This is a genomic window from Streptomyces sp. NPDC001902 (assembly GCF_042891295.1).
Classification (GTDB): domain Bacteria; phylum Actinomycetota; class Actinomycetes; order Streptomycetales; family Streptomycetaceae; genus Actinacidiphila.
Genome location: NZ_JBIATA010000001.1, coordinates 670,076 through 693,731 on the forward strand (window position 1 = coordinate 670,076; position 23,656 = coordinate 693,731).

Genomic DNA, 23,656 nt, shown 5'->3' on the forward strand with positions numbered 1-23,656 from the left:
GAATATCCGGGCTGGCCTTGACGTCCGCGTCAAGGTCTACCGTCGGGGGCATGCGGATCGGAGAACTCGCCGAACGGGCCGGGACCACCACCCGCGCCCTGCGCCACTACGAGTCGCTCGGCTTGCTGCGGGCCCGGCGCACGGGCAACGGCTACCGGGCCTACGACGAGCAGGACCTGCGACTGCTCCGGCAGATCCAGGCGCTGCGCGCCTTCGGCTTCGAACTGGAGGACACCCGGCCGTTCGTGGACTGCCTGCGGGCCGGCCACCCGGAGGGTGACTCCTGTGCCGCCTCGATCGACGTGTACCGGCGCAAGCTGGCCGAGCTCGACGAGTGCATCGACCGTCTGGGGGAGCTCCGCGAGCGGCTCGGCTCGCAGCTTGTCCGCGCGGAGCTGGCCTCGGCCGGGGGCACCTCCGAACCGCGCTGTGAGTTCAGCTGCGAGGCAGACGAGGGGAGTACGCGATGACGACGCACATCGAGGGCCTGACCGAGGTGACCGACGCGACGTTCGCCGAGGAGGTGCTGGGGGCCGAGGGGCCGGTGCTGGTGGAGTTCACCGCCGACTGGTGCCCGCCGTGCCGCCAGATCGCCCCGGTCCTGGCGGAGGTCGCCCACGAGGAGGCGGGCCGGCTGAAGGTCGTCCAGCTCGACGTGGACCACAACCCGCAGGCGACGGCGGCGTACGGCGTCCTGTCGATGCCGACCCTGATGGTCTTCCGGTCGGGGGAGCCGGTGAAGTCCCTGGTGGGGGCGCGGCCCAAGCGGCGGCTGCTGCAGGAGCTCGCCGACGTCCTGTGAGCGGGCGGGCGCCCGGGCGGGTCCCGGGGCGGGTGAAGGTCCGCCCCGGGACCCGGCCGTCAGGCCTTCGCGGGCTCCTCGGGCAGGGTCGCGGCGGCGGCCGCGTCGTCCCCGTCCCCGTCGGAGTTGATCCGCGCCAGGACCGCGTCGCGCTCCGGGGTGTCCTCGGGCTTGACGAAGCCGATGAGCACGTAGAGCACGAGGCTGACCGCGAGCGGCGTCACGATCTGGATCTGCAGCTGCACCCCGTCCAGGCCGTAGTTGGTGAGCCAGAAGGCGAACAGGCCCGCCGCCCAGGAGACCAGCGCCGCCGTCGGGCCGGACTTGCGGAACGTCCGCAGCAGGCCGAGCATGAACGGGATCGCGATCGGGCCCATCAGGCCGGCCACCCACTTGATGACGACCGTGATGATGTCCTTGAAGGTCGGCGAGTTGACCTGGGTGGCCACCGCCATCGACAGGGCGAGGAAGGCCACGGTGGTGAGCCGCGCCGCGAGCAGTCCGGCCCGCGCGTTCCAGCCGCGCGCCGCCTTGGACAGCACCGGGGCGATGTCCCGGGTGAAGACGGCGGCGATGGCGTTGGCGTCCGAGGAGCACATGGCCATGGTGTGCGAGAAGAAGCCGACGACCACCAGGCCCAGCAGGCCGTGCGGCAGCAGTTGCTCGGTCAGCAGGGCGTACGAGTCGGAGGCGTCCGGCTTCTGCGCCTTCACCAGCAGCGGGGCGACCCACATCGGGAAGAACAGGATCAGCGGCCAGACGAACCACAGCACGGACGACAGCCGCGCCGAGCGCGTGGCCTCGCGGGCGTTGCTCGTGGCCATGTAGCGCTGGGCCTGGTTCCACATGCCGCCGTTGTACTCGAACGTCTTGATGAACAGGTACGCCAGCAGGAAGGTCAGGGTGTACGGGCCGGCGGTCGGGGCGGTGTGATTGTCGGGCAGCTTGTCCCAGACCGTCCACAGCCCGCTGATGCCGCCGATCTCGCCCAGCACCGCGACCAGCATGGCGAGGCCGGCCAGCAGCTGGATGACGAACTGGCCCAGCTCGGTGAGGGCGTCCGCCCACAGGCCGCCGACGGTGCAGTAGACGGCCGTGACGGCGCCGGTGATGAGGATGCCCTGGTTGAGGGAGACACCGGTGAAGACCGACAGGAGGGTGGCGATCGCCGCCCACTTGGCGCCCACGTCCACGATCTTGAGCAGCACGCCGGAGACGGCGAGTGCCTGCTGGGTCGGGACGTTGTAGCGGGTCTTCAGGTACTCCAGCGGCGAGGCCACGTGCAGCCGCGAGCGCAGCCGGTTGAGCCGGGGCGCGAAGAGGTTGGCGCCGATGGCGATGCCGATGGCGATGGGGAAGGACCAGGTGACGTACGAGGTGACGCCGTAGGTGTAGGCGATGCCGGCGTACCCGGTGAACATGACCGCGCTGTAGCCGGACATGTGGTGCGAGATGCCGGACAGCCACCAGGGCATGCGACCGCCCGCGGTGAAGAAGTCGCTGACGTCGTCGACGCGTTTGTGGGACCACAGGCCGATGGCGACCATCACGCCGAAGTAGCCGACGAGTACGGCCCAGTCGAGACTGTTCATGCGTTGTTGCCCCTTCCAGGGGTCCGCCTTGTGAACGGGAGCGCACTTCGCCGGTACGTCCGTCGCGGGGCGGCGCCCCAGATTGAACCGCCTGGAAAGGGGCTGGTCAAGACCAACGGTGTTCAAGGACATGAACACCGATCAGCGAGTAGAACGATTTTACTTGTTCTTGACCTTACTTCACGTTGTTGTGAACCTGCCCGGCGCCCCACGATGAGCGGGTACTTCGCCGGAACGACCGCACGTCGAGCGGAGCCCACCCGGGCTCCGACCGTCCCTGTCAGCGCATCAGTTCGCCCGCGTTCACCAGCAGCGACTGCCCGGTGATCGCGCGCGCCCGGTCGGAGGCCAGGAAGACCGCGGCCTCCGCCACGTCGCCGTCCGTGGCCAGCTCCGGCAGCGCCATCCGGTCGGTGAGCCGGTGCAGCACCTCGTCCTCGGGCACGCCCTCGGTGTGCGCGGTGAAGCCGACGTAGGCCTGGACCGGCGGGCCCCACATCCATCCCGGCAGCACGGTGTTGACCCGGATCCGCTCCGGGCCGAGTTCGCGGGCGAGCGAGTACATCGCCGAGGTGAGCGCGCCCTTGGAGGACGCGTACGCCGCCTGACGCACCTGGGACGGCGCGGCCACGGCGGACTGGGTCCCGATGAAGACCACCGAGCCGCCGCCGCGCCCGCGCAGACCGGGCAGGCAGGCCCGGGTCATCCGCAGCGTGCCGAGCAGGTTGACGTCCAGCACCGTCTTCCAGGTCTCGAAGTCGGCATCGGCCAGACCGCCGAAGTGGCCGTCCATGGCGGCGACGTGGACGACCGCGTCGATCCCGCCGAAGCGCTCCTGCGCGAGGGCGGCCAGCGCCTCGCACTGCGCGGCGTCCCTGATGTCAGTGGAGCGCCAGGCGACGCGGGCGCCCCCGGGGTCGATCTCGTCGGCCGCCTTGGCGAGGTGGGCCTCGGTGCGGGCCCCGAGCACCGCGTTCCCGCCGTCGCGGACGACGGCCTGGGCGACGCGCTGTCCGAGGCCGGCCCCGACCCCGGACACCACCACGGTCTTGTCGCGCAGCAGCACGGCCCACCACCTCCACCCGGCCAGATGAACTGACGGATCGTCAGAATAGGCTCACCCGCCCGCGATGGCCAGGGCCTTGGCGAGCCGGCGCAGCCCCTCCCCGATCTCGTCCGGGGTGTGCGTCACGAAGGACAGCCGCAGCGCCGCACGGTCGGGCTCGCCCGCGTAGAAGGGCGCCCCCGGCACGTAGGCCACGTCGTGGGCCACCACCTGGGGCAGCAGCTCCGTCGCGTCGTAACCGGCGGGCAGCCGGGCCCAGACGAACATGCCGCCCTCGGGCCGGTTCCACGTGCTGCCCTCGGGCAGCGCGCCGGGCAGCCCGGCCAGCAGGGCGTCCCGCCGCTCCCGGTAGGCGGCGCGGACCCGGGTCAGATGGGCGTCGAGGTCGGAGTCGGCGAGGTAGCGGGCGGCGGCGGCCTGGTCCACGGTCGAGGTGTGCAGGTCGGCGGACTGCTTGGCGACCACGCACGCCCGGCGCAGGGCGGCCGGGGCGCGCAGCCAGCCGAGCCGCATCCCGGGGGCCATGATCTTGGACAGGCTGCCGAGCAGGACCGTACGGTCGGCGGCCGCCTCGTGGGAGGCGATCCACGGCTCCGCCTCGCCGTCGTAGCGCAGTTCGCCGTACGGGTCGTCCTCCGCGATCCACAGCCCGTGCCGTTCGGCGATCAGGGCGACCGCCTGCCGGCGCTCGGCGGTCGTCGTGCGGCCCGTGGGGTTCTGGAAGGTCGGCACCAGGTAGAGCAGCTTGGCCTTCTCCCGGACGACGGCCAGCTCCAGGGACGTCGGGTCGATGCCGTCCGCGTCGGAGGGGACGGGCACCACGCGGGCGCCCGCGAAGGCGAAGCACTGCAGCGCCGCCAGGTAGCCCGGGTCCTCCACGAGGACGACGTCCCCGGGTTCCAGCAGGGCGGTGGAGACCAGGGTGAGGGCCTGCTGGGAGCCGCCGGTGACGAGCAGGTCGTCGGAGCCGGTGGGCAGTCCCGCCCGGCCGAGCCGGCCGGCGACCGCCGTGCGCAGCGCCGGGTCCCCCTCGGTGGTGGAGTACTGCAGCACCCGCTCGGGCGCCTCGGCGAGGACGCGGTCGTACGCGGCGCGTATCGCCGCGGCGTCGAAGAGCTCGGGGGCGGGCAGCCCGCCGGCGAAGGAGATCACCTCCGGGCGGGCGGTCAGCGCGAGGATCTCCCGTACCGGCGAGCCGCCGACGGAGGTGGCGCGGGTGGCGAGGCCGGGGGCGGCGGCACGCATGACGGGCTCCTTCGCTGTGGGCGGGTGATTTCGCGGACCGTACACAGATGTGTCGGGCGCCGCCACGGGCTTCCATTTCTGACGCTCAGTCAGCTACACCGTATGCATGACCGAAGAAGACACCCGCAGCGAGGTCTACGCCGAACTGGCCTCCGTCGGCCCGTACGGCCCCGGCCTCGGCCACGCGCTGATCACCATGGTCGAGCCGCACCCCGGCCACGAGTACGCCTACAACCGCTGGTACGAGGACGACCACTTCATCGCCGGTGCCATGGCCATGCCCTGGATGTACGCCGGCCGCCGCTGGGTGGCCACCCGCGACCTGCAGTTGCTGCGCTACCCGGAGAAGTCCGCGGTGGCCCGGCCGGTCACCGAGGGCTGCTACGTCACCGTGTACTGGATCACGGCCGGGCGCTACGCGGACCACATGAAGTGGACCGTCGCCATCAACCGGCGCCTCAACCGCGACGCCCGGGTCCACCACGACCGCACCCACGTCTTCACCGCCTTCCAGGACCACGCCGTCACCGTCTACCGAGACGGGCCGGCCGGTCCCCGGGACTTCCACGCGCTCGACCACCCCTACGCGGGGCTGGTCGTCGAGGTGGTCGACACCGACACCCCGCAGGAGTGCGACGCGCTGCTCGGCCTGCTGCGCGACCGCCACCTGCCGCGGCGGCTGGCCGGCTCGCCCTCCGCGATGGTGACCGTCTTCCGTCCCACGCCGCTGCCGCTGGAGCGGATGTCGTACGTGAAGCAGGTCGAGGGCGTCGGCACCCGGCTCACCCTGCTGTGGTTCCTGCAGAGGGATCCGCGCGAGGTGTGGGAGGAGCACTTCACGGGGCTGGACGCCGAGGTGGCCGGCACGGGGCTCGGCCGGGTCGAACTCGTCGCGCCCTTCGTCCCCACGGTGCCCGGGACCGACACCTACGTCGACCGGTTGCGGGGGTAGGGCGCCGGGGTGGCAGTGAGCCCCCTCGGCCAGGACGGCGTGCCGGTCGAGAGGGCCCGTACGGATACTGCGTCGGTGCTCAGTCGAGGTCGTACGTCCCGTGGCCGACGTCCGCGACGAACGCCGCCCAGGCCTCGGGGGAGAAGGCGAGCGTCGGGCCGTCGGGGTCCTTGGAGTCGCGGACGTCGACGGCCGACGTCGTACGGGAGGCCACCTCGACGCAGGCGCCATTTCCCTGGGAACGGGTGGACTTGGTCCACGCCCTGGTGTTTCCGAGCTGAATAGCCATGATCGCTCCGAGCTTTCTTTTTTGTGCAGCTCTGACGTGATCGAAGCTACTCGCCAACATCACTGCCCACAGCGGCTATTACCTCCTACGGGTGGCATATTCCAGGAGGTCTTCCGCCTCACGGGATGCAGGTGTACTCTGCGGCATTCCCGCCGGGGGGTCAGCGTGCGTACTCCTTCGCGGCGTCCGCGATGAACTGCCGGCTCTGCTCCGCGCTGAGCGCCTGGGCCCGCAGGTGCTCGTACATCACGCTGTAGCCGTGCACGTCGGTCGGCTTCTCCAGGTACAGGTCGCTCGTGACGCCCTCGATGTAGACGACGCTGGAGTCGGTGGCGTCGGCGAACTCCAGGATCGCGAAGTTGCCGGACATGCCGGGGTGGGCCCCGGCGTCGTACGGCAGGACCTGGACCGTGACGTGCGCCTGGGTGCTCATCTGGGCCAGGTACTCCAGCTGTTCGCGCATCACGTCCTTGGTGCCGACGACACGGCGCAGCGCGGACTCGTCCATCACCACCCAGAAGCGCAGCGGCGAGTCCGGGTCGGTGACGCGCTCCTGGCGCCGCAGCCGGATCTCGATCCGCTTCTCGATCTGCTCGGGCGTGGCCTCGGGGAGCGTCCCCTCGATGACGGCCGAGGCGTAGTTGCGGGTCTGCAGCAGGCCCGGCACCACCAGGGAGTCGTAGACGCGCAGGGACTCGGCCTCGGTCTCCAGGCCGATGTAGACGCTGTAGGGGACGTCGCCGAAGGCGTGCCACCAGCCCTGCTGCCGGGACTCGCGCGCCATGTTCATCAGGGAGTCGACGAGGCGGCTGTCCTCGACCCCGTACACGCTGCACAGGTCGCGCACGTCGCGCTGGCTGATGCTCCGGCGTCCGTTCTCCAGCCTGCTGATCTTCGACTGGGAGACCAGCAGCCGTGCGGCGACCTCCTCCGCGGTCATCCCTTTCTGCTCGCGCAGCTTGCGCAGTTCCGAGCCGAGTCGGCGTCGCCTGACGGTCGGATTGACGTTGGCGGCCACGGGATGTGCACCTCCGGATTCCGGACTGGTCCGTGTTCTCTGCAGATATGTACTGCTGGTCAGCAGAGTGCCACTATCGGTCATCCCACCGCTGGGAATTGGTCATATGCTGCGCTCGTCGAAAGAGCGGACAAACGGCAACGCGCGGGGCGGCGGCCGGCCGGTGCCGGTCGCCGCCCCGCGCGCGGCGGTTGCGATGGGATCGCGGTCGTCACGGTGTCCGGGCCCTGCCGCCGGACACCCCGGGTCAGCGGACGCCGGCGCGGACCATGCCGTGGCCCGTCGCCCTGGCCGCCGCCGGACGCCCCTGGGCGGGGGCGCGCTTCGGCTGCGCGGCGGCACCGTTCTGCACGTCCATCACGGCGTGCGCGACGAGGCCGCCCATGGGGTCGTACCTGATCAGGTCACGGAGCCGCGATCGGGACGACCGGCCTTCGTTGCCCGGGTACAGGTGCTTGCCGAGCCCCACGGCATGGGCGATCGCGGCGAGCGCGGCGGTCCGCGGGTCCGGTGGCACCCCGGTGCGGATCGCACTGTCCAGCCGGGCCCTGATCTCCCGGCTGACCTCGCTGTCGGTCGCCTGATAGCGCGTGGTCGGCAGCACCCCGCACATCTGCCCCGGCACGGCGTGCACCATGCCGCACCGTTCCAGATGCGTGAGATACGTCTGGCGCAGCCCCAGGCGGGGCCCGCCGATCCAGTGGACGGCGCGCACGGGGCTGCCACGACGGCGCAGCAGTTCGAGCGCGGAGTCCAGGGTCGGATCTCCTGTCGGCCGTGGGTGCACCACGGCGATACGATCCCCGTCAGGGGCTATCCGTCCTGCGAGGGCCAGCTCCACTAGCTGTGCCCCGGCAAGACCGAGGTCGAGCGACTGCGGCTGCGCCGTGGTACCCGTGGCCGGGTCCAAGGCGAGAAGCAGTAGCTCCTCCGGAAGTGTTCTGCGGCTCCTGCCCATCCATGCCTCCCCGCGTGGATGAATGACAGGGTGACGCCTCTCACACCGGCCTGTCGAGAGCGCCTTGCCCGTTCGTGCGGGAACCGACTCATATGTCGTTCTCGTCTAGCACCGAGGGCGGCGGTGGCTCGCGGGGGGCCGTCGGCGTCCCACGGCGGGTCCCACGGCGGCTTCACAGCAGGGGCCTGGAAACTGGTGTAAGGGTGAGCGGGGCGCCGCGGCGGCGCACCGCACGAGTGTGGAGGAGGTCCGGTGGCGGGCGAGTCCCCCGGCAGGGCGGAGCAGCAGGAGTTGTCGGGGGAGGCGACCGGAGGCGGGGCGGTGGATCCGAGGCTGTCGGTCTTCCGCGGGGTCGTGGGAGCGCCCCGGGGCGCATCGGAACCGGCCACCGGAGACCCGGAGTTCGCGCCGGAGCCGCCCGAAGCGGAGGGCGTGCCGGAGCCGGATCGGAGTGTTTCCGCTACGCCGGATGACGGAGCGGACGTGGACGGCGAGCCGCAGGACGCTACGCCGGACGCGGAGGACGCCCCTCCGGCCGACGGCGCGGGGGACGATGCGGAATCCCGTACCGACGACGCAGTCGCCGAGGAGGCGGGCGCGGAGGAATCCGGGACGGACGGGGGCGAGGACGCGGCCGGGGACGAGGCGGAGGCCGAAGCCGGCACCGGGGACGGCCCCGAGGGCCGGATCGAGGAGGACCGCACCGAGGACGCGGCCGCCGAGGACGGCGCCGCGGAACCCACCGCCGGCGGGACGCCCGTGGAGGAGCCCGCGGAGTCCGCGGACTCCTCGGCCGAGCCGGAGGAACCTTCCGCCGCCGGGGAGACGGGTGCCGGCGAGGAGCCTTCCACGGGGACGGACGAGCGGGCCGGGGCGGACGCCGAAGCGGAGCCCGGGGACGACGACACCGGCGACGCGGGCGAGGAGACCCCGGACGACTCAACGCAGGACGCTCCCGGGGAGTCCCGCGACGCCACCCCCTCGGACGACGACGAGGACGACGACGAGGACGACCACGAGGACGACGACGCCGAGGGCCCCTCACAGGGCCCCGGAGACGTCAAGGGCGGACCCGGGGCGCGCGAGGCGTCCGGGGGCGGACACGACGGCCCCAGGGCCGGGGAGGGCACGCTCACGCTGCGCGCGCCCCGCACCGAGGGCGGCGGCACGCCGGTCAGGGACGGCACCCTGACCCTGCGCGCGCCCTCCGCGTCCGCGCCCGTCAAGGCGCCTTCCCGGCCGAGCGGAACGTTTGTCCCGCTGCGGACCGACGACCGCCCGGCCGTGGTCCCGCAGGCCCCGGCGCCCGTGGAGACCCCGCGGACCACGGAGCCCGGCGGCGGTTCGCGGACGAAGCAGATGCCGCTGCCCCCCGACCCCGACGAGCCGCTGCGGCTGCTGGCGGAACTGACGAACACGCCGCCGCCGCCGCAGACGCCGCTGCGCACGACCGTGCGGCGGATCAAGATCTGGACCCCGCTGGTCCTGCTGCTGATCGTGGCCTTCTGCGTGGCGCAGGCGCTGCGCCCGCTGCCCGAGCCGGAGCTGGACCTGACCGCCGAGACCTCGTACACCTTCAAGGGCGACGAACTCGCGCTCCCGTGGCCCAGCGAGGGCCAGGCCGTCGTCGAGGCCGAGGGACTGGGCCGCATGGGCGAGTTCGGCGAGCAGGTGCCGACGCCGATCGCGAGCGTCGCGAAGGTGATGACGACCTACGTCATCCTGCGCGACCACCCGATCAAGAAGGGCGGCAAGGGCGAGGCCGTCGAGGTCGATCAGAAGGCCGAGGACCAGTACCACAGCGGCGTGCAGGAGTCGGAGTCCGTCGTCCCCGTCACCGCCGGGCAGAAGCTCAGCGAGTACGAGGCGCTGGAGGCCGTCATGCTGCCCTCCGCCAACAACATCGCGCGACTGCTGGCCCGTTGGGACGCGGGATCGGAGGAGGCGTTCGTGAAGAAGATGAACGCCGCCGCCAAGGAACTCGGGATGGACGACACGACCTACACCGACCCGAGCGGGCTGGAGGCGACCACCGTCAGCACCGCGAGCGACCAGGTCAAACTGGGGCACGCGGCGATGAAGGACGAGGTCTTCGCGGAGATCGCCACCAAGATCCAGTACACGGACATCAACGGCGACGACCAGAAGAACTACAACCAGCTGGCCGGCTACCACGACATCGTCGGCATCAAGACCGGCACCAGCACCAAGGCCGGCGGCAACCTGCTCTTCGCCGCCTACCGCACGATCGGCGGCACCAAGCAGCTGATCGTCGGCGCGATGCTCGACCAGCAGAAGGCGCCGATCATCGACACGGTCCTCAGCCGCAGCCGCACCCTGATCGACGGCACGCGGGACGCGCTCGCCTCGGCCACGATCATCAAGAAGGGCGACGTTGTCGGCTACGTCGACGACGGCCTCGGCGGCCGCACCCCGGTGGTGGCCGCGAAGGACGTCACCGCGATCGGCTGGACGGGCCTCAAGGTCGACATCTCGGTGGAGACCGGCAAGGGGGGTCTGCCGCACTCGGCGCAGGCAGGTGACCAGGTCGGTGAGCTCGTCGTCGGCAAGGGCGACAGCATGGTCCGGGTCCCGGTCGTGCTGGAGTCGGCCCTCGTCGAGCCCTCCTTCGGCTCGAAGCTGACCCGGGTCGCCTGACCCGGGTCGGCCCCCGCCCGCGGTGCGCGGGCGATCGGATGGACGGGCCGGCCGGACCGCTACACGTGGTCCAGCCGGCCCGCCTTCGCCTCCTCGACCAGCGAGCGGAACTGCTCGGCGCTCATCCGCACCCGCTGCCCGAAGTCGTCGGTCAGCACGACCCGCTGGTCGGCCGGCGCCGTCTCGTCCACGTACAGCGTGGGACAGCCGCAGTCGCAGTTGCCGCAGAACACGGCCACCTGTTCCATCGGTCCACCTCCGCCCGGTCCGCGCCCGGCCGGTCACCGGGCGTCATGAGCGGCATACCCGGGGTGACGGCGTTTCAGGCCGGTGAAGCCGTCGAGGCCGCCGGGGACACCGAAGCCGCCCGGGTCGACAACTCGCGCTCCAGCGGGGTGCGGAAGCGGGGCGTGACGCGGACGGCGTCCAGCCACCCCCGCAGTCGCGCGGCCTCTGCCTCGATCGCGGCGACGGCCTCGCGGCCCGGGTCGCCGAAGAGCCGGTGGACGACCTCCCCGTCGGCGCGCTGCGCCCAGCCGCCGACGACCTGGCCGTTCCACCACACGGTCGGGCCGATGTTGCCCGAGCGGTCGAAGAGCGCCGCCCGTTCCCGTTCGTCCTGCGGCAGGTACCAGTCGCGCCGCTGCCAGCCCATCGGCGTCGGGTCCAGTGCGGGCAGCAGCGCCGCCCACGGTGGTGCCGGCGGGACCGGGTCGCCGTCGCCCGGCAGCACGTGGCCGGTCTCCCCGTCGAGCAGGACCTCTTCGGTGCCGAGCGCCGCCAGGGCCTTGCGGACCTCGGTCAGCGTCCAGCCCGTCCACCACTTCAGGTCGGCCTCCGTGCCCGGGCCGTACGCCGCCAGCCAGCGGCGCACCAGCTCGACGCGTGCCTCCGCGGTGGGTGGCGTCCGGGTCACCGCGCCCGGGGCCCACCGGTACTGACTGCTCGTCCAGCCGCCCACCGGCCGTCTGCGGACGATCCGGCCCTCCGCCGCCAGCACCCGCAGGACGCGTGTCGACACCGCCTGGGTGGCCTCGTACGGCTTGCCACGTGCCACCACGACCTGCTCGCGCAGCCGGGGCACGTCGGAGGCGAGCTGCGCGGCCGTCGCCTCGCCGCGTCCGGTCAGGGCGGCGAGCACGGACTCCTCCAGCTCCGCCAGCCACCGCTCGTCCCAGCCGCCGCCGTCGGCCAGGTGCTTGACCAGTTTCCGCCGCTCCTGCGCGGCGATCGCCAGGGCCGCCGCGGAGAGCACCACCGGCGCCGAGGCGGTGGTGACCACGAACATCGTCCGCCGCATCGCGAGCAGCCGGGCCAGGCTCCGGTCCTCGTACAGGGCCCGGTCCAGGGCCGCGGCGCCGGGCTCGTGCATCCTGGCGGCCGCAGACACGTAGACCGTCGCCGGGTCCGTGCCGTGCAGCGCCACCAGCGACTCGGTGACCTCTTCGGGGGTCGCGGCCCGCCGTTCCGGCGTCAGCCGGTGCCGTACCGCCATGCGCCGCCGCCGCTCCTGCGCCCCCACCGTCCGTCGTGCGTCCATGGCTCATCGTGGCACGGCCCACCGACAGCGACTCCGGTCGCCTGTGACGTACATCACGCAATCGGAGCCGGAAGTCGCGTAAGGACAGCGGCCGTCGGCGCTCTCCCGGTGGACCGGAACGCATCCGGAGCGCACCGCCCGCCTGCCGAGGAAGGCCATGCTGACCGACATCGACCACATCGTCAGGGCCCGTCTGCGCACCCCGCGCTCGGGGCCCCGGGGCCGGGAGATCACCGCGACCCTGCGCTACCGCCGCGACGACCCGCTCGCCGCCCGGATCACCTTCCCCGCGGAAGTCTCCCTCGACGGCGCCGAGGTGACCTGGGTCTTCGCCCGCGGGCTGCTCACCACGGGCCTGTACGAGCCAGCCGGGGAGGGCGACGTGCACATCCGGCCGAACGGGCCGGAGCACACCGCGATCGAGTTCCGCACCGACGAGGGCACCGCACTCGTGGAGGTGCGCACCTCCGGTCTGCGGAGCTTCCTGGCCCGGGTGTACGAGGCCGTGCCGCCCGGGCAGGAACTGCGCCACCTGGACATGGACGCGGTCATCGCCGCCTTGCTGGACACCGACGGCGAGTGACCGCCCCACGGCCGGTGGCCGCCCCCCACGGCCCGGGGGCGGCCGTGGGGGTCAGCGCGCGAGCGGACGGAACCCGCGCAGGCGAAGCGAGTTGCCGACCACGAAGACCGAGGAGAAGGCCATCGCGGCGCCCGCGATCATCGGGTTGAGCAGCCCGGCGGCGGCGAGCGGCAGGGCCGCCACGTTGTAGCCGAAGGCCCAGAAGAGGTTGCCCCTGATCGTGCCCAGGGTGCGCCGGGACAGCCGGATGGCGTCGGCGGCCACCCGCAGGTCGCCCCGGACCAGGGTCAGGTCGCTCGCCTCGATGGCGGCGTCCGTGCCGGTGCCCATGGCGAGCCCGAGGTCGGCGCGGGCCAGCGCGGCGGCGTCGTTGATCCCGTCGCCGACCATGGCGACCGACCTGCCCTCCCGCTGGAGCCGGGCCACGACGGCGACCTTGTCCTCCGGCATGACGTCTGCGATCACATCGGCGGCGTCGATGCCGACCTCGGCGGCGACGGCCCGGGCCACCGCCTCGTTGTCGCCGGTGAGCAGCACCGGGGTGAGGCCCAGTCCGCGCAGCATGCGGACGGCGTCGGCGCTGGTCGGCTTCACGGCGTCGGCGACGACGAGCACGGCACGGGCCCGGCCGCCCCAGGCGGCCGTGACCACCGTGCTGCCCCGGGCCTCGGCCTCGGCCTTCGCGCGGGCGAGCCCCGCCGGGAGCGGCTCGGGCAGTTCCTGGCGGCCCACCGTGACCTCGTGGCCGTCGACGGTGCCCTGGACGCCGAGTCCGGGCAGCGCGCGGAAGCCCGTGACGCCGGGCAGCGGGCCGGTGCGCTCCTCCGCCGCCCGGGCGACCGCGCGGGCGATGGGATGCTCGGCGGCGTGCTCCAGGGCGCCGGCCAGGCGCAGCACCTCGTCCTCCCGCTCGCCCTCGGCCAGGTGGACGGCGGTCAGCGTCATGGCGCCGGTGGTGACCGTGCCGGTCTTGTCCAGCACGATGGTGTCGACCCGGCGGGTGGTCTCCAGGACCTCGGGTCCCTTGATGAGGATGCCGAGCTGCGCGCCCCGACCGGTGCCGACCATCAGCGCCGTGGGTGTGGCCAGTCCGAGCGCGCACGGGCAGGCGATGATCAGCACGGCGACGGCCGCGGTGAAGGCGGCGGTCGGGCCCGAGCCGTTGCCGAGCCAGAAGCCGAGGGTCGCGAGCGCGAGCCCGATGACGACGGGGACGAACACCGCGGAGATCCGGTCGGCGAGACGCTGCGCCGCCGCCTTGCCGTTCTGGGCGTCCTCCACCAGGCGGGCCATCCGGGCCAGTTGGGTGTCGGCGCCGACCCGGGTGGCCTCCACGACCAGCCGGCCGCCGGCGTTCACCGTGGCTCCGGTGACGGCCCGGCCCGGCCCCACCTCGACCGGTACGGACTCGCCGGTGAGCATCGAGGCGTCGACCGCCGAGGTGCCCTCCCGTACGAGGCCGTCGGTGGCCACCTTCTCGCCCGGCCGCACCACGAACAGGTCGCCTACGGCCAGTTCGGCCGTGGGGACGCGCACCTCGCGCCCGTCGCGCAGCACGCCGACGTCCTTGGCGCCCAGTTCCATCAGGGCGCGCAGCGCGGCGCCCGCCCGGCGCTTGGAACGGGCCTCGAAGTAGCGCCCGGCCAGGATGAAGGCGGTGACACCGGAGGCGACCTCCAGGTACAGGTTGGCGGAGCCGTGCCCCTGGGCGACGGTCAGCTCGAAGGGGTGCGTCAGGCCCGGCACGCCCGCGTCGCCGAAGAAGAGCGCCCAGACCGACCAGCCGAAGGAGGCCAGCGTGCCCATGGAGATCAGCGTGTCCATGGTGGTGGCGCCGTGCCGCAGGTTGGTCCACGCCGCACGGTGGAAGGGCCATGCCGCGTACGCCACGACCGGCGCGGCCAGGGTCAGCGACAGCCACTGCCAGTTGCGGAACTGCAGGGCCGGGACCATGGCCATCGCGATGACGGGCACGGCGAGCACGACGGCGGTCAGCAGCCGCTGCCGCAGCGCCGTGAGCTCGCCCGGCGCGGACTCCGGTTCCTCCCGCGACGCGTCGGTGACCGGCGGGGCGGGGAGCGCGGCGGTGTAACCGGTGGCCTCGACGATGGCGATCACGTCGCCGACGCCGATCCCGTCCCCGAACGCCACCTTGGCCTTCTCGGTGGCGTAGTTGACGGTGGCCGTGACGCCGTCCACCCGGTTGAGCTTCTTCTCGATCCGGGCCGCGCACGAGGCGCAGGTCATCCCGCCGATCGCGAGTTCGAGCTCGGTGACGCCCGCAGGGGCGGCCTGCGCGGCGATCCGCGGGGTGACCTGCTGCTGATCCGGGACGGTCATGCCCGGCCGACCAGTTCGTAGCCCGCCTCGTCCACGGCGGCGCGGACGGCCTCCTCGTCCAGGGGGGCGTCGGAGTCGATGGTGAGCAGGCCGGTCTTGGCGTCCACCGTGATGCCGATCACACCGGGGAGGGTCGAGACCTCCTTGCTGACCGCGGACTCGCAGTGACCGCAGCTCATCCCGGAGACGCTGTAGCTGACAGACATGGGTTCTCCTCGTGCGTCCTGTGCGTGTTCCGATGAACGGCGTCGGGCACCGTGCCGTCCACCCACCACCAAATTATACCCCCTAGGGGTATCGGGGAAGGGGAGGGTGGGGGAGCGGGGGGTGGTGTGGCGCGGGGTCCCGCGTGCCCGCGAGCGCACGCCACGATGGCGGCCATGACAACTCAGCCCGCGCCGCTGGCCCTTGACCGCTCGGCCGCGACCAGCACGGGAGAACGCCGCCCTGTGCGCCCTCGGCCCGGTCGCGCGCGTCGAGCTCCGGTGGTGTCCCCGCCTGGGCGGTCACGCGCCACGACCTGCTGCAGGAAACTGCCGGCGGATCCGCGCACGGCCAAGGACCCCCGCCACCTACGCGCCCTCGCCGAGGGTAAGGTCCCAGAGGGCTGGCCGCTGATCACCTTCGTCACCATGCCGGGCATGATGACCGCCGACGGCCCCGACCACCGGCGGTTGCGGGGCCTGGTCGCCCAGGCCTTCACCCCGCGCCGGGTCGCCGTGCTGCGGCCGCGCGTCGAAGCGCTCGTCGCGTAACTGCTCGACGGCCTCGCCGCCGCCCTCGCGGGGGCGGGCCCGCGGACCTGCGCGCCCACTTCGCCTACCCGCTGCCGATGCCGGTCGTCTGCGAACCGCTCGGGCTGCCTCGTGAGCGGCACGACGAGTGCCACCGGCTCTCCCGTTCACTGGTGAGCAGCTCCACCGGGCCGCAGGACGTCGTCGCCGACCAGCGTGCGCTGTACGTACGGGCGCTGCTCGACCACCCCGGGCAGCTGGACCTCGTCCGGTCGGGCCGGGCGAGCTGGAGCGCGGTCGCCGGGGAGACCCTGCGCCGGGACTCGCCCTGGGCCGGTTCCCGCTGCGCTCCGCGGTCGCAGACATCCCGGTCGGGGACACCGTCATCCCCCGGGGCGACGCCTTTCTCGCCTCCTACGCCGCGGCCGGACGCGCGATCCGGAGCGGCACGGCCCCGACGCCGACCGCTTCGACGTCACCCGCCCCGCCGGCCGCCACCTCACCTTCGGGTACGGGCCGCACCACTGCCTGGGCGCCGCGCCGGCCCGCCTGGAGGCGGAGATCGCGCTGCCCGCGCTGTTCGCACGCTTCCCGGCCCTGCGGGCGGCCGTCGCGCGCGGAGAGCCGGAGCCGTTGCGGTCGATGGTGAGCAACAGCGTGCAGGTCTTCCCCGTCACCGCGTGGGACCGGGCCCCGGGGCGCCTGCCCGCTCAGGACCAGAAGCGGTTGGCGGCGTCGAGGTCGCCCACGCACTCGTCCAGGTCCGTGATCCGGTCGCCGACGATGCGGAACACGATGCCGCCCGGCTGGTCGAGGTAGCCGCCCCCGCGCTCGGCCGTGAGGTGGTGGAGGGACATCGCGTGGCCCCGGCCGTCGACGAGAACCTGCCGCAACTGGACCCGCATGCTGCCGTCGGTCTCCTCGGCGAGCCTGCGGTAGTAGCCGATGATCTCGTCCCGGCCCTTGTAGTGACCGGCGAGCGGATGGTCGCCGGGGGAGTGGTGGGCCGCGTCCCCGGCCAGCAGTCCGGCCAGTGCGTCCATGTCGCCCCGGGTGAGCGCCGCGTACACCTTGTGGACCAGCATGGCGTGCGGGTGTCCCGCCATGGCCATCGCCGCCTTTCCCTGCCGTCCGTCCACCGACCGACACCAGCCACCCTGGCACCGGTCCCCGGCGGGCGCACCCGCTGCGGCCGTGACGGATCACCGGCCGGGCCGCCGCTCCGCCCGGCAGGTGCGTGTGGCCCTCGCGCGACCGTCGGATGGGGATTCGATAGCTCGCACGATCGAATCTGGCGCCGGGGGATGGATAGACAATGGAATCACGCGTATGGTCGGAGCCGTCCGTCGCCGAGGAGGCCCCATGTCCGTCGACCGCACCCGCCTGAAGGAACTGCTCGCCCGGGAGACCGCCGAGGCCGCCGCCCGCAACCCGAAGTCACGGGCCGCGTACGAGGCGGCCGACCACCTCTTCGGCCGGGTGCCGATGACCTGGATGAACAAGAACGCGGGAGCCTTCCCCCGCTACCTCGCCGGTGCCCGCGGCGCCCGTGTGACCGACATCGACGGCCACGAGTACGTCGACTTCTGCCTCGGCGACACCGGCGCCATGGCCGGGCACTCCCCGGAGCCCGTCGCCGCGGCGATCGAGCGCCGCTACCGCGAGCAGGGCGGCGCCACGGCGATGCTCCCCACCGAGGACGCCGAGTGGGTCGGCGCCGAACTGGCCCGCCGCTTCGGGCTGCCCCGCTGGTCGTACTCGCTGACGGCCACGGACGCCAACCGCTGGGCGATCCGGCTCGCCCGGGCCGTCACCGGACGGCAGAAGATCCTCTTCAACAGCTACTGCTACCACGGCAGCGTCGACGAGTCCCTGATCGTCACCGGCCCCGGCGGGCGCGGCGGGGCGAGCCGCCCCGGCAACGTCGGAGCGCCCTGCGACGTCACGCTGACCAGCCGTGTCGCGGAGTTCAACGACCTGGAGGGCCTGGAACGGGAGCTCGCCCACGGGGACGTGGCCGCCGTCCTGATGGAGCCCGCCCTCACCAACATCGGGATCGTGCTGCCCGAGCCCGGCTACCTGGCGGGCGTCCGCGAGGTCACCCGCCGGCACGGCGTCCTGCTGATCAACGACGAGACCCACACCTTCTCCGCGGGGCCGGGCGGCGCCACCGCCGCCTGGAACCTCGACCCCGACATCCTCACCATCGGCAAGGCCATCGCCGGCGGCGTACCGGCCGGTGCCTACGGCCTCTCCGCCGACCTCGCCGACCGCCTGCTGTCCCGCGGCGACCTCGACCTGGTCGACATGGGCGGCGTCGGCGGCACCCTCGCGGGCAACGCCCTGTCCGTCGCCGCCATGCGCGCCACCCTCGAACACGTCCTCACCGACGAGGCGTTCACCGGCATGTCCGCCCTCGCCGCCCGCTTCGAGCGGGGCGTCGCCGACGCCGTCGCCGCGCACGGCCTGCCCTGGTCCGTCAGCCGCCTCGGCGCCCGTACGGAATACCGCTTCGCCGCACCGGCGCCGCGCGACGGCACCGAGTCGGCGGCCGTCTCCGACCCCGAGCTGGAGGACTTCCTGCACCTGTGGCTGGCCAACCGCGGCATCCTCATGACGCCGTTCCACAACATGGCCCTGATGTGCCCGGCCACCACCGAGGCCGACGTCGACACCCACACCGCCCTCTTCGCCGGTGCGCTGGCCGAACTGGCAGGCTGAGCCCCGTGGACGACATCGACCGCGCCATCCTCCGTGAACTCCAGACCGACGGCCGCATCCCCTACGCGGACCTCGGCCCGAAGGTCGGGCTCTCCCCGTCCGCCGCCCGCCAGCGACTGCAGCGGCTCATCGACGGCAAGGTCGTGCAGGTCGTGGGCGTCACCGACCCCATGGCCATGGGCGGGCAGGCGATGGCGCTCCTCGGCGTCCGCGTGGACGGCGACCCGCGCGCGGTCGCGGACACGCTCGCCGCCCGGGACGAGGTCGTCTACGCGGTCCTCACCGCCGGGCCCTACGCCCTCTTCGCCGAGGTCGTCTGCCCGGGCCCGTCCGACCTGCTGGACTTCGTCAACGACGTCGTCAGGGCCGTCGAAGGAGTCGCGGGGGTGGACACCTTCCCGTACTTCGGCATCCACACCCACCGTTTCCTGTGGGACGTGGGCTGACCCGCGGACCCGCTCAGCCCTTCGGGACGACCCGCAGCGCGCGGTAGTCGTACCCGTCCTGCGCGAATCCGGGCGCCTCCCACTCCAGGGCCACCGACTGGCCGGCGGACAGGGTGCGGAAGCCGTTCATCTCGATGTCGCTGTAGTGGGCGAAGCACCCCCCGGGCGTCTCGGGGCAGTCCAGCACGCCCCAGCCCTCTTCCTCGTACCACTCGCGTACGGTCGCGTTCGCCATGCCCGCAGCCTAAGCGCGTCCGCGCCACGGGGCCCCGTCGCCTCCGCCGCCCGGTGTAACGCTTTCGCGGCGCGCCGCGCCCCACTCAGTAGCCACACGCGTCACACGCGGACGGGGACGACGGAGCGAAGGGGCACGATGAAGCAGGACGTGAGCAATCCACCGGCGACGGTTCTGGGTCCTCGTCTCGCCGCGGATGTCGTGTCCATGGCCAGGGAGGGCTCCCGTGTCAGGCTCGACTACTCCCCGGCCAGCCTCGGCCTGGTCGACCGCGTCATCGAGGCGATCCGCGGCGAGCAGCCGCCCCTCCAGGCCGTCACCCCCACGCTCCGCGGCTTCGGCGCCTACACGGGCGAGGTGCTGGTCCGCACGGCCGGAGCGACCTGGGTGGACTTCGACGAGGAGCAGCGGGGTACATTCGGCCAGCCGTTCGGTATCCGGACGCCCGACGGAAGGGTGTGGAATCCGCTGGGCAGGGCCGTCAAGCGCTACGAGAACGGGCCGGTGGACAGCCTGCGCCTCTTCTGCCTCTCCGTGGCGGGCCGGGCCGAGGGGTGATGCCCGCCGCGCCGCGGCGCGGCAGACGGCGGCACGGGGCCGACGAGCACGAAGAGGACGCAGTGGGGAAGGCGGAGGTCCGCCGGCGCGGCCGGATGGGCGAGGAGGAACTGGGCGACGCGGTCCGGCGGGCCCGCGCCGGCGACGAGACCGCGTTCGGAGCCCTCTACCGGGAGGTCCATCCGATGCTCCTGGGCTACCTGCACGGCCTGGTCGGCGACGACGCCGAGGACGTGGCCTCCGAGACCTGGCACGACGTCGTACGGGACCTGCGCGGCTTCCGCGGCGGCGGCCAGGCCTTCCGGGGCTGGGCCGCCACCATCGCCCGGCACCGGGCCCTGGACCACCTCCGCCGGGCCAGGGCCCGGCCGCGCACCGCGCCCCTGGAGGAACGCACGGCCGAGCCCTCGACCCTCGAGGACGCCGGAGGCACCGCCCTGGAGAACCTGTCCACGCGGCGCGCGCTCGAACTGATCGCGGCCCTGCCGCAGGACCAGGCCGAGGCCGTGCTGCTGCGGGTCGTGGTCGGGCTCAACGCCCCCGCCGCGGCCAAGGTCCTCGGCAAACGCCCGGGAGCGGTGCGGACCGCCGCCCACCGGGGCCTGAAACGCCTCGCGGAGCGCCTCGACGGCGCCATGGAGAAGTGACGGACTGACGGATGAGGAACAGCCGAGCACACGACGACCGGATGGACGCGGCCCTGGCCGAGCGCCTCCTCGACGCGGACCGCAGCGCGGCCGGCGACGGCCCGGCGGACGCCCTCGCACGCCTGCTCACGGCCGCCGCGGCACCGCTGCCGGGCGACCCCGAACGTGAGCGCGCCGCGCTGGCGGCCTTCCGGGAGGCCCGGTCCGCCACGAGCGGCGGCCACGGCCGGAGGCGGGCCCGCCGCGACCGGTCCGCCCGGCGCACCAGGGCGGCGCTCGGCGGACTCGCCGCGGCCTTCGCCCTCGGGGGAGTGGCCGTGGCCGCGCAGACCGTCTCGCTCCCCGGCCCCTTCCACCCGGGCACGGCCGGACCCCGGCCGGTGTCGCCCGCGCCGTCCTCCGCTCCCGCGGGCCCGGGCGGCGGCACGCGCACCGCGTCCCCGCGCGGCCCGCACGGCACCACCGTCACGCCCGCGGCCCCGCTCACGACCCCACCCGTCCCGTCACGCGGCCCGCACGCCTCGGTGCCCCCGCTCGCCGCGCCCACGGACGCCGGGCTGAAGGGACTGTGCCGGACGTACGTCAAGGCGGCCGAGCACCACAAGAGCGTCAACGCCTCGACCCTGGCCCGGCTGGAACGCGCGGCCGGCGACACCGCCGCCGTGCCCGCCTACTGCGCCCGGCTCACCGGCGCCCCCGAGGTCACGGCTCCGCCGGTCCGCCCTCAGACCCCGGAGGGGAGCCTCCGCCGCTGACCGTGCAGGGCCCGACGGGCCCTCAGCCCCACACCGAGCGGACGCCGTTGACCAGGTTGACGACCGTCCCCAGCACCAGGAACCAGCCGAAGCAGAGGTAGACCCGCCCCACGGTCCGGTCGCCCCGCACCGGCGAGGACACCGGACCGGGCGCCGGAGCGGATTCCACGCGCACCGGCTCGTCGGGGGCGAGCAGGCCCCGCGCCGCGCGGCGCCAGACGCGGCCCGCCCGTATGAGCACGATCGCCACGAGGCAGCAGAACGCAGCCGTCTGGAAGTAGGTGCCAGGTGATGCCAATTGCGCCGAGGCGTAGCTCTGCATGAACGCGTGACCTTCCAGGATTCCGGACGCGCCGGACCGCACACCGGCCTGCCCGTACCGACGGGCGAGGCGGTCGAGGACGGCCCGGCCGGCGATCTCGGCGGAGAGCCGTACGCGGCCATCTTGTGATGATCCGGAACGCAGGTCAACACCCTCCGGCCGCCCGAAGAAAGGCGGACCGCACGGCGGAGCGGAAAGCGAGGAATCGCCCTATCCGCACACCCCCTCCAGGAATCGGTCAGAGGCAGGCGACGCAGTACAGGGTGTGGCCCGCCGCCCGCGCCCGCCGGGCCAGTCCGACGAACAGCCGCGCGCACTCCTCGGCCTCCTGGCGGTCCCCGAAGCGGACCTCCTCGATGCCCTCCCAGCGCTCGGCGATCCCCGGCAGGGCCTCGTCGCCGACGGCCGCGAGCGTGTCCCGCCAGTCCTCCGGTATCTCCTCGATCAGCAGCCCCGGCTCCGCGTGCCACTGCGACGAATCGGGCCACACCGGCTCGGGTCCTTCGTCCCCGGCCTCGAAACCGGTTCCCCGCGCGTAGGCGACCAGTTGCCCGAGCACGATGACCGGATCCAGGCTCTTCATCTCGAACCAGTCGGCGCCGGCCTCGTCGAGCCGCGACCAGGGATATCCGCGCCGGTCCGGCCCGACCGCCCAGTCGATCGCCGTGCCGCGGTCGGTGGTGTGGAAGTAGTCGTACCGCACGCCCATGGCGCACCCCCCTGCCGAGTCCTTGTGCCACCACGACCAGTGGAGCAGACGCCACTGACAACCGGCCCGGTCAGCCGATCAGCCGGTCAGCCCGAACGCCGCCCGCGCCTCGGCCTCGGGGTCGGTCAGCTGCGAACCGGCGTCGGCCATGAGGCGCCGGGCCTCGGCGGCACCCCCGGCGGAGAAGTTCGCCCGGGTCCATGCGGTGGCATCCCCGTCCGGCTCCCACGCGGCGGCGCCCACCCGGGCGGGCGCCGTGTCCGGCGACACCGTCACCACGCCACCCCGAGCCGCCCTCCCCGCCCCTTGCCACCCTCCACACGCAACCCCTCCCGGGGGTTGCGGACTCAGGCCCCGCGGAAAGGTTTCCGCCCGGCCCCGGCCCCGCGTCTGGCATGTGACCCCGCCGGTCAAGGGAACCGGCCGCACCAAGGGGGGATCAATGGACGTCGAGCAGGTCATGGACTTCCTCGTCGACCACCGGGCCCCCGGCTACGTCTCCGAACAGCTCCTCTCCATGTCGTGGATCATCGACGCGGAGCACATGGCCCGCATCGTCCGGGTGGCGAATCGGTGGCTGCGGTCCGACGACCCGTTCCGCGCGGCCGTAGCGATCGGCCTGGAGAACGAGACGTATCTCGCCGACTCCTGGGAGGAGATCGCCGCCCTGGCCGCACCCCTCAAGGAGCGGTTCCCGTCCATGGCCGCCGACGTGGACGCGTGGATGGCGCGGGCGGAACCCTCCTACGAGCGGCTGAGGCGCGGCTCCTTCTTCGAACAGGCGGCCGACGGCTCGTGACCGCGCTCCGCCCGGTCCTCCCGTCGTCCCGGGGGCCCGCCCGGAGTTCGTCCAGGTGCGGTGGCGAGGCCCTCGTTCCTCAGGCGGACGCCTTGGCGATGATGCCCTCGACCTCGTCCCGCCCGAAGGCCCGCAGGGTCGTGCTGCGGATGTTGCCGATCGCGCCGAGCCGCAGCAGCGCCGCGGCGGCGGTCTCGTCGTCGGGCGCCTCGACGAGCGCCACGAGGTCGTAGGGACCCACTGTCCAGTAGATGTCCACGAGCCGCCCCCCGACGCGCCGCAGGGCGTCGCCGAAGGCGTCGGCCCGGTCGGCCGTGTCGGCGTAGGCGCGGATCCCCTGGTCGGTCCAGCTCAGCAGCGTGATGTAGAGCGGCACGATCTCTCACCTCGACAAAGAGAGGGGCGTCCACTCACAGCGTATGTGCGCCCCTGTCGGGCCGCATCCGGCGCGGGGGCGGCCCTCGCCCGATCATCGAGGATGCTGTTGCCACCTGGCTCCGCCGTCGCGCGGGCGAGCTTTCAGGTCCGCTCCGCCCAGGCGTCGCGCGCCGGCCCTTCTGGGTGAGCGCGCCGGTTCCGGTGCCCGAGTCGAGGGCCGTGCAACCTTTCGCCTCACTTCTTGCATCAGGGTGTCGGGCTTCACCTGGAGTGCGGCCTGGAAAGGAGTGCCGTCCATGGCGGGGCGCG

Annotated in this window: 29 protein-coding genes; 13 read left to right on the forward strand and 16 right to left on the reverse strand. The window is 73.2% G+C overall.

Annotated features, from left to right (window positions below; translation table 11 throughout):
- Positions 1-50: 50 nt before the first annotated feature.
- Positions 51-470: a MerR family transcriptional regulator gene (locus tag ACFYYN_RS03130; RefSeq protein WP_499512394.1), complete on the forward strand. Its 420-nt coding sequence runs from the start codon at positions 51-53 to the stop codon at positions 468-470.
- Positions 467-802 (forward strand): thioredoxin, encoded by a 336-nt coding sequence (gene trxA / locus ACFYYN_RS03135; RefSeq protein ID WP_500331536.1) that lies wholly within the window; start codon positions 467-469, stop codon positions 800-802. Before ACFYYN_RS03130 ends, trxA begins: the two co-directional genes overlap by 4 nt.
- Before the next feature lie 59 nt (positions 803-861).
- On the opposite strand, the gene ACFYYN_RS03140 is transcribed toward trxA, so the two are convergent.
- From ACFYYN_RS03140 to ACFYYN_RS03150, 3 genes are all read right to left on the reverse strand, one after another.
- Entirely contained in the window at positions 862-2,394 is a 1,533-nt protein-coding gene (locus ACFYYN_RS03140; protein ID WP_499512392.1) for a sodium:solute symporter family protein, read from the reverse strand.
- Between the two features lie 280 nt (positions 2,395-2,674).
- Positions 2,675-3,460, reverse strand: a complete 786-nt coding sequence (locus tag ACFYYN_RS03145; protein WP_500544467.1) for an SDR family oxidoreductase — start codon at positions 3,458-3,460, stop codon at positions 2,675-2,677.
- A gap of 51 nt (positions 3,461-3,511) precedes the next feature.
- Positions 3,512-4,705, reverse strand: a complete 1,194-nt coding sequence (locus tag ACFYYN_RS03150; protein WP_500544468.1) for an aminotransferase-like domain-containing protein — start codon at positions 4,703-4,705, stop codon at positions 3,512-3,514.
- A gap of 106 nt (positions 4,706-4,811) precedes the next feature.
- Between ACFYYN_RS03150 and ACFYYN_RS03155 the strand changes: the two genes are divergently transcribed.
- Positions 4,812-5,657: a hypothetical protein gene (locus tag ACFYYN_RS03155; RefSeq protein ID WP_500331544.1), complete on the forward strand. Its 846-nt coding sequence runs from the start codon at positions 4,812-4,814 to the stop codon at positions 5,655-5,657.
- A gap of 79 nt (positions 5,658-5,736) precedes the next feature.
- Here the strand turns inward: ACFYYN_RS03155 and ACFYYN_RS03160 are convergent, their stop codons facing one another.
- The 3 genes from ACFYYN_RS03160 to ACFYYN_RS03170 form a co-directional block, all read right to left on the reverse strand.
- Positions 5,737-5,946: a DUF397 domain-containing protein gene (locus ACFYYN_RS03160; RefSeq protein ID WP_499512388.1), complete on the reverse strand. Its 210-nt coding sequence runs from the start codon at positions 5,944-5,946 to the stop codon at positions 5,737-5,739.
- 160 nt (positions 5,947-6,106) lie between these two features.
- Positions 6,107-6,964, reverse strand: a complete 858-nt coding sequence (locus tag ACFYYN_RS03165; RefSeq protein WP_499512387.1) for a helix-turn-helix domain-containing protein — start codon at positions 6,962-6,964, stop codon at positions 6,107-6,109.
- 247 nt (positions 6,965-7,211) lie between these two features.
- The gene (locus tag ACFYYN_RS03170; RefSeq protein ID WP_026251155.1) at positions 7,212-7,922 is read right to left on the reverse strand and encodes a GOLPH3/VPS74 family protein; all 711 of its coding nucleotides are present in this window, start codon (positions 7,920-7,922) and stop codon (positions 7,212-7,214) included.
- A gap of 483 nt (positions 7,923-8,405) precedes the next feature.
- Here ACFYYN_RS03170 and ACFYYN_RS03175 point away from each other — a divergent pair, with 483 nt between their 5' ends.
- Positions 8,406-10,580 (forward strand): D-alanyl-D-alanine carboxypeptidase, encoded by a 2,175-nt coding sequence (locus ACFYYN_RS03175; RefSeq protein ID WP_500544469.1) that lies wholly within the window; start codon positions 8,406-8,408, stop codon positions 10,578-10,580.
- Positions 10,581-10,639: 59 nt separating this feature from the next.
- On the opposite strand, the gene ACFYYN_RS03180 is transcribed toward ACFYYN_RS03175, so the two are convergent.
- Complete coding sequence (locus ACFYYN_RS03180) at positions 10,640-10,828, reverse strand: hypothetical protein (protein ID WP_499512385.1); 189 nt, start codon at positions 10,826-10,828, stop codon at positions 10,640-10,642.
- Positions 10,829-10,902: 74 nt separating this feature from the next.
- Positions 10,903-12,120: a winged helix DNA-binding domain-containing protein gene (locus ACFYYN_RS03185; RefSeq protein WP_500544470.1), complete on the reverse strand. Its 1,218-nt coding sequence runs from the start codon at positions 12,118-12,120 to the stop codon at positions 10,903-10,905.
- 157 nt (positions 12,121-12,277) lie between these two features.
- Between ACFYYN_RS03185 and ACFYYN_RS03190 the strand changes: the two genes are divergently transcribed.
- The gene (locus ACFYYN_RS03190) at positions 12,278-12,703 is read left to right on the forward strand and encodes an SsgA family sporulation/cell division regulator (RefSeq protein ID WP_499512383.1); all 426 of its coding nucleotides are present in this window, start codon (positions 12,278-12,280) and stop codon (positions 12,701-12,703) included.
- A 51-nt stretch (positions 12,704-12,754) separates the two neighbouring features.
- Here ACFYYN_RS03190 and ACFYYN_RS03195 read toward each other — a convergent pair whose 3' ends face one another.
- Positions 12,755-15,043 (reverse strand): heavy metal translocating P-type ATPase, encoded by a 2,289-nt coding sequence (locus tag ACFYYN_RS03195; RefSeq protein ID WP_500544471.1) that lies wholly within the window; start codon positions 15,041-15,043, stop codon positions 12,755-12,757.
- Positions 15,040-15,249 carry a heavy-metal-associated domain-containing protein gene (locus ACFYYN_RS03200; RefSeq protein WP_500331554.1) on the reverse strand — a complete coding sequence of 70 codons (210 nt, stop codon included), beginning with the start codon at positions 15,247-15,249 and terminating at the stop codon, positions 15,040-15,042. The genes ACFYYN_RS03195 and ACFYYN_RS03200 overlap by 4 nt, the downstream gene beginning before the upstream one ends.
- A gap of 744 nt (positions 15,250-15,993) precedes the next feature.
- Here ACFYYN_RS03200 and ACFYYN_RS03205 point away from each other — a divergent pair.
- Complete coding sequence (locus tag ACFYYN_RS03205) at positions 15,994-16,596, forward strand: cytochrome P450 (protein WP_500544472.1); 603 nt, start codon at positions 15,994-15,996, stop codon at positions 16,594-16,596.
- Here the strand turns inward: ACFYYN_RS03205 and ACFYYN_RS03210 are convergent.
- Complete coding sequence (locus tag ACFYYN_RS03210; RefSeq protein WP_500331577.1) at positions 16,488-16,883, reverse strand: nuclear transport factor 2 family protein; 396 nt, start codon at positions 16,881-16,883, stop codon at positions 16,488-16,490. The genes ACFYYN_RS03205 and ACFYYN_RS03210 overlap by 109 nt on opposite strands.
- A 256-nt stretch (positions 16,884-17,139) precedes the next feature.
- Between ACFYYN_RS03210 and ACFYYN_RS03215 the strand changes: the two genes are divergently transcribed.
- Positions 17,140-18,498 carry a transaminase gene (locus ACFYYN_RS03215; protein WP_500544473.1) on the forward strand — a complete coding sequence of 453 codons (1,359 nt, stop codon included), beginning with the start codon at positions 17,140-17,142 and terminating at the stop codon, positions 18,496-18,498.
- Positions 18,499-18,503: 5 nt separating this feature from the next.
- Entirely contained in the window at positions 18,504-18,944 is a 441-nt protein-coding gene (locus ACFYYN_RS03220; RefSeq protein ID WP_500331560.1) for an Lrp/AsnC family transcriptional regulator, read from the forward strand.
- Between the two features lie 13 nt (positions 18,945-18,957).
- Here ACFYYN_RS03220 and ACFYYN_RS03225 read toward each other — a convergent pair whose 3' ends face one another.
- Positions 18,958-19,179 (reverse strand): S1 domain-containing protein, encoded by a 222-nt coding sequence (locus ACFYYN_RS03225; RefSeq protein ID WP_499512378.1) that lies wholly within the window; start codon positions 19,177-19,179, stop codon positions 18,958-18,960.
- A 138-nt stretch (positions 19,180-19,317) separates the two neighbouring features.
- Here ACFYYN_RS03225 and ACFYYN_RS03230 point away from each other — a divergent pair, with 138 nt between their 5' ends.
- The 3 genes from ACFYYN_RS03230 to ACFYYN_RS03240 all read left to right on the forward strand — a co-directional run bounded on the left by ACFYYN_RS03230 (position 19,318) and on the right by ACFYYN_RS03240 (position 21,139).
- A complete protein-coding gene (locus ACFYYN_RS03230; RefSeq protein ID WP_500544474.1) occupies positions 19,318-19,737 on the forward strand; it encodes a hypothetical protein in 420 nt (139 codons plus the stop codon).
- A 62-nt stretch (positions 19,738-19,799) separates the two neighbouring features.
- Positions 19,800-20,384 (forward strand): RNA polymerase sigma factor, encoded by a 585-nt coding sequence (locus tag ACFYYN_RS03235; RefSeq protein ID WP_500331564.1) that lies wholly within the window; start codon positions 19,800-19,802, stop codon positions 20,382-20,384.
- Between the two features lie 11 nt (positions 20,385-20,395).
- Entirely contained in the window at positions 20,396-21,139 is a 744-nt protein-coding gene (locus tag ACFYYN_RS03240) for a hypothetical protein (protein ID WP_500544475.1), read from the forward strand.
- A 22-nt stretch (positions 21,140-21,161) separates the two neighbouring features.
- On the opposite strand, the gene ACFYYN_RS03245 is transcribed toward ACFYYN_RS03240, so the two are convergent.
- On the reverse strand, positions 21,162-21,461 hold the full coding sequence (locus ACFYYN_RS03245; RefSeq protein WP_500331567.1) for a hypothetical protein: 300 nt from the start codon (positions 21,459-21,461) through the stop codon (positions 21,162-21,164).
- Positions 21,462-21,467: 6 nt separating this feature from the next.
- Between ACFYYN_RS03245 and ACFYYN_RS03250 the strand changes: the two genes are divergently transcribed.
- Entirely contained in the window at positions 21,468-21,590 is a 123-nt protein-coding gene (locus tag ACFYYN_RS03250; RefSeq protein WP_499512371.1) for a hypothetical protein, read from the forward strand.
- Between the two features lie 109 nt (positions 21,591-21,699).
- Here the strand turns inward: ACFYYN_RS03250 and ACFYYN_RS03255 are convergent, their stop codons facing one another.
- A complete protein-coding gene (locus ACFYYN_RS03255; protein WP_500544476.1) occupies positions 21,700-22,170 on the reverse strand; it encodes a hypothetical protein in 471 nt (156 codons plus the stop codon).
- A 78-nt stretch (positions 22,171-22,248) separates the two neighbouring features.
- Positions 22,249-22,446: a hypothetical protein gene (locus tag ACFYYN_RS03260; protein ID WP_500544477.1), complete on the reverse strand. Its 198-nt coding sequence runs from the start codon at positions 22,444-22,446 to the stop codon at positions 22,249-22,251.
- A 166-nt stretch (positions 22,447-22,612) separates the two neighbouring features.
- Here ACFYYN_RS03260 and ACFYYN_RS03265 point away from each other — a divergent pair, with 166 nt between their 5' ends.
- Positions 22,613-22,969, forward strand: a complete 357-nt coding sequence (locus ACFYYN_RS03265; RefSeq protein WP_500544478.1) for a hypothetical protein — start codon at positions 22,613-22,615, stop codon at positions 22,967-22,969.
- 79 nt (positions 22,970-23,048) lie between these two features.
- Here ACFYYN_RS03265 and ACFYYN_RS03270 read toward each other — a convergent pair whose 3' ends face one another.
- On the reverse strand, positions 23,049-23,345 hold the full coding sequence (locus ACFYYN_RS03270; protein ID WP_500331574.1) for a GYD domain-containing protein: 297 nt from the start codon (positions 23,343-23,345) through the stop codon (positions 23,049-23,051).
- Positions 23,346-23,656 lie beyond the last annotated feature (311 nt).

Bases quoted from the DNA above. Each gene is read 5' to 3' on its own strand.
- ACFYYN_RS03130 (WP_499512394.1), top strand. From the start codon at position 51: ATGCGGATCGGAGAACTCGCCGAACGGGCCGGGACCACCACCCGCGCC.
- trxA (WP_500331536.1), top strand. From the start codon at position 467: ATGACGACGCACATCGAGGGCCTGACCGAGGTGACCGACGCGACGTTC.
- ACFYYN_RS03140 (WP_499512392.1), bottom strand. From the start codon at position 2,394: ATGAACAGTCTCGACTGGGCCGTACTCGTCGGCTACTTCGGCGTGATG.
- ACFYYN_RS03150 (WP_500544468.1), bottom strand. From the start codon at position 4,705: ATGCGTGCCGCCGCCCCCGGCCTCGCCACCCGCGCCACCTCCGTCGGC.
- ACFYYN_RS03155 (WP_500331544.1), top strand. From the start codon at position 4,812: ATGACCGAAGAAGACACCCGCAGCGAGGTCTACGCCGAACTGGCCTCC.
- ACFYYN_RS03160 (WP_499512388.1), bottom strand. From the start codon at position 5,946: ATGGCTATTCAGCTCGGAAACACCAGGGCGTGGACCAAGTCCACCCGT.
- ACFYYN_RS03170 (WP_026251155.1), bottom strand. From the start codon at position 7,922: ATGGGCAGGAGCCGCAGAACACTTCCGGAGGAGCTACTGCTTCTCGCC.
- ACFYYN_RS03180 (WP_499512385.1), bottom strand. From the start codon at position 10,828: ATGGAACAGGTGGCCGTGTTCTGCGGCAACTGCGACTGCGGCTGTCCC.
- ACFYYN_RS03185 (WP_500544470.1), bottom strand. From the start codon at position 12,120: ATGGACGCACGACGGACGGTGGGGGCGCAGGAGCGGCGGCGGCGCATG.
- ACFYYN_RS03190 (WP_499512383.1), top strand. From the start codon at position 12,278: ATGCTGACCGACATCGACCACATCGTCAGGGCCCGTCTGCGCACCCCG.
- ACFYYN_RS03195 (WP_500544471.1), bottom strand. From the start codon at position 15,043: ATGACCGTCCCGGATCAGCAGCAGGTCACCCCGCGGATCGCCGCGCAG.
- ACFYYN_RS03200 (WP_500331554.1), bottom strand. From the start codon at position 15,249: ATGTCTGTCAGCTACAGCGTCTCCGGGATGAGCTGCGGTCACTGCGAG.
- ACFYYN_RS03210 (WP_500331577.1), bottom strand. From the start codon at position 16,883: ATGGCGGGACACCCGCACGCCATGCTGGTCCACAAGGTGTACGCGGCG.
- ACFYYN_RS03215 (WP_500544473.1), top strand. From the start codon at position 17,140: ATGTCCGTCGACCGCACCCGCCTGAAGGAACTGCTCGCCCGGGAGACC.
- ACFYYN_RS03225 (WP_499512378.1), bottom strand. From the start codon at position 19,179: ATGGCGAACGCGACCGTACGCGAGTGGTACGAGGAAGAGGGCTGGGGC.
- ACFYYN_RS03230 (WP_500544474.1), top strand. From the start codon at position 19,318: ATGAAGCAGGACGTGAGCAATCCACCGGCGACGGTTCTGGGTCCTCGT.
- ACFYYN_RS03240 (WP_500544475.1), top strand. From the start codon at position 20,396: ATGAGGAACAGCCGAGCACACGACGACCGGATGGACGCGGCCCTGGCC.
- ACFYYN_RS03245 (WP_500331567.1), bottom strand. From the start codon at position 21,461: ATGCAGAGCTACGCCTCGGCGCAATTGGCATCACCTGGCACCTACTTC.
- ACFYYN_RS03255 (WP_500544476.1), bottom strand. From the start codon at position 22,170: ATGGGCGTGCGGTACGACTACTTCCACACCACCGACCGCGGCACGGCG.
- ACFYYN_RS03265 (WP_500544478.1), top strand. From the start codon at position 22,613: ATGGACGTCGAGCAGGTCATGGACTTCCTCGTCGACCACCGGGCCCCC.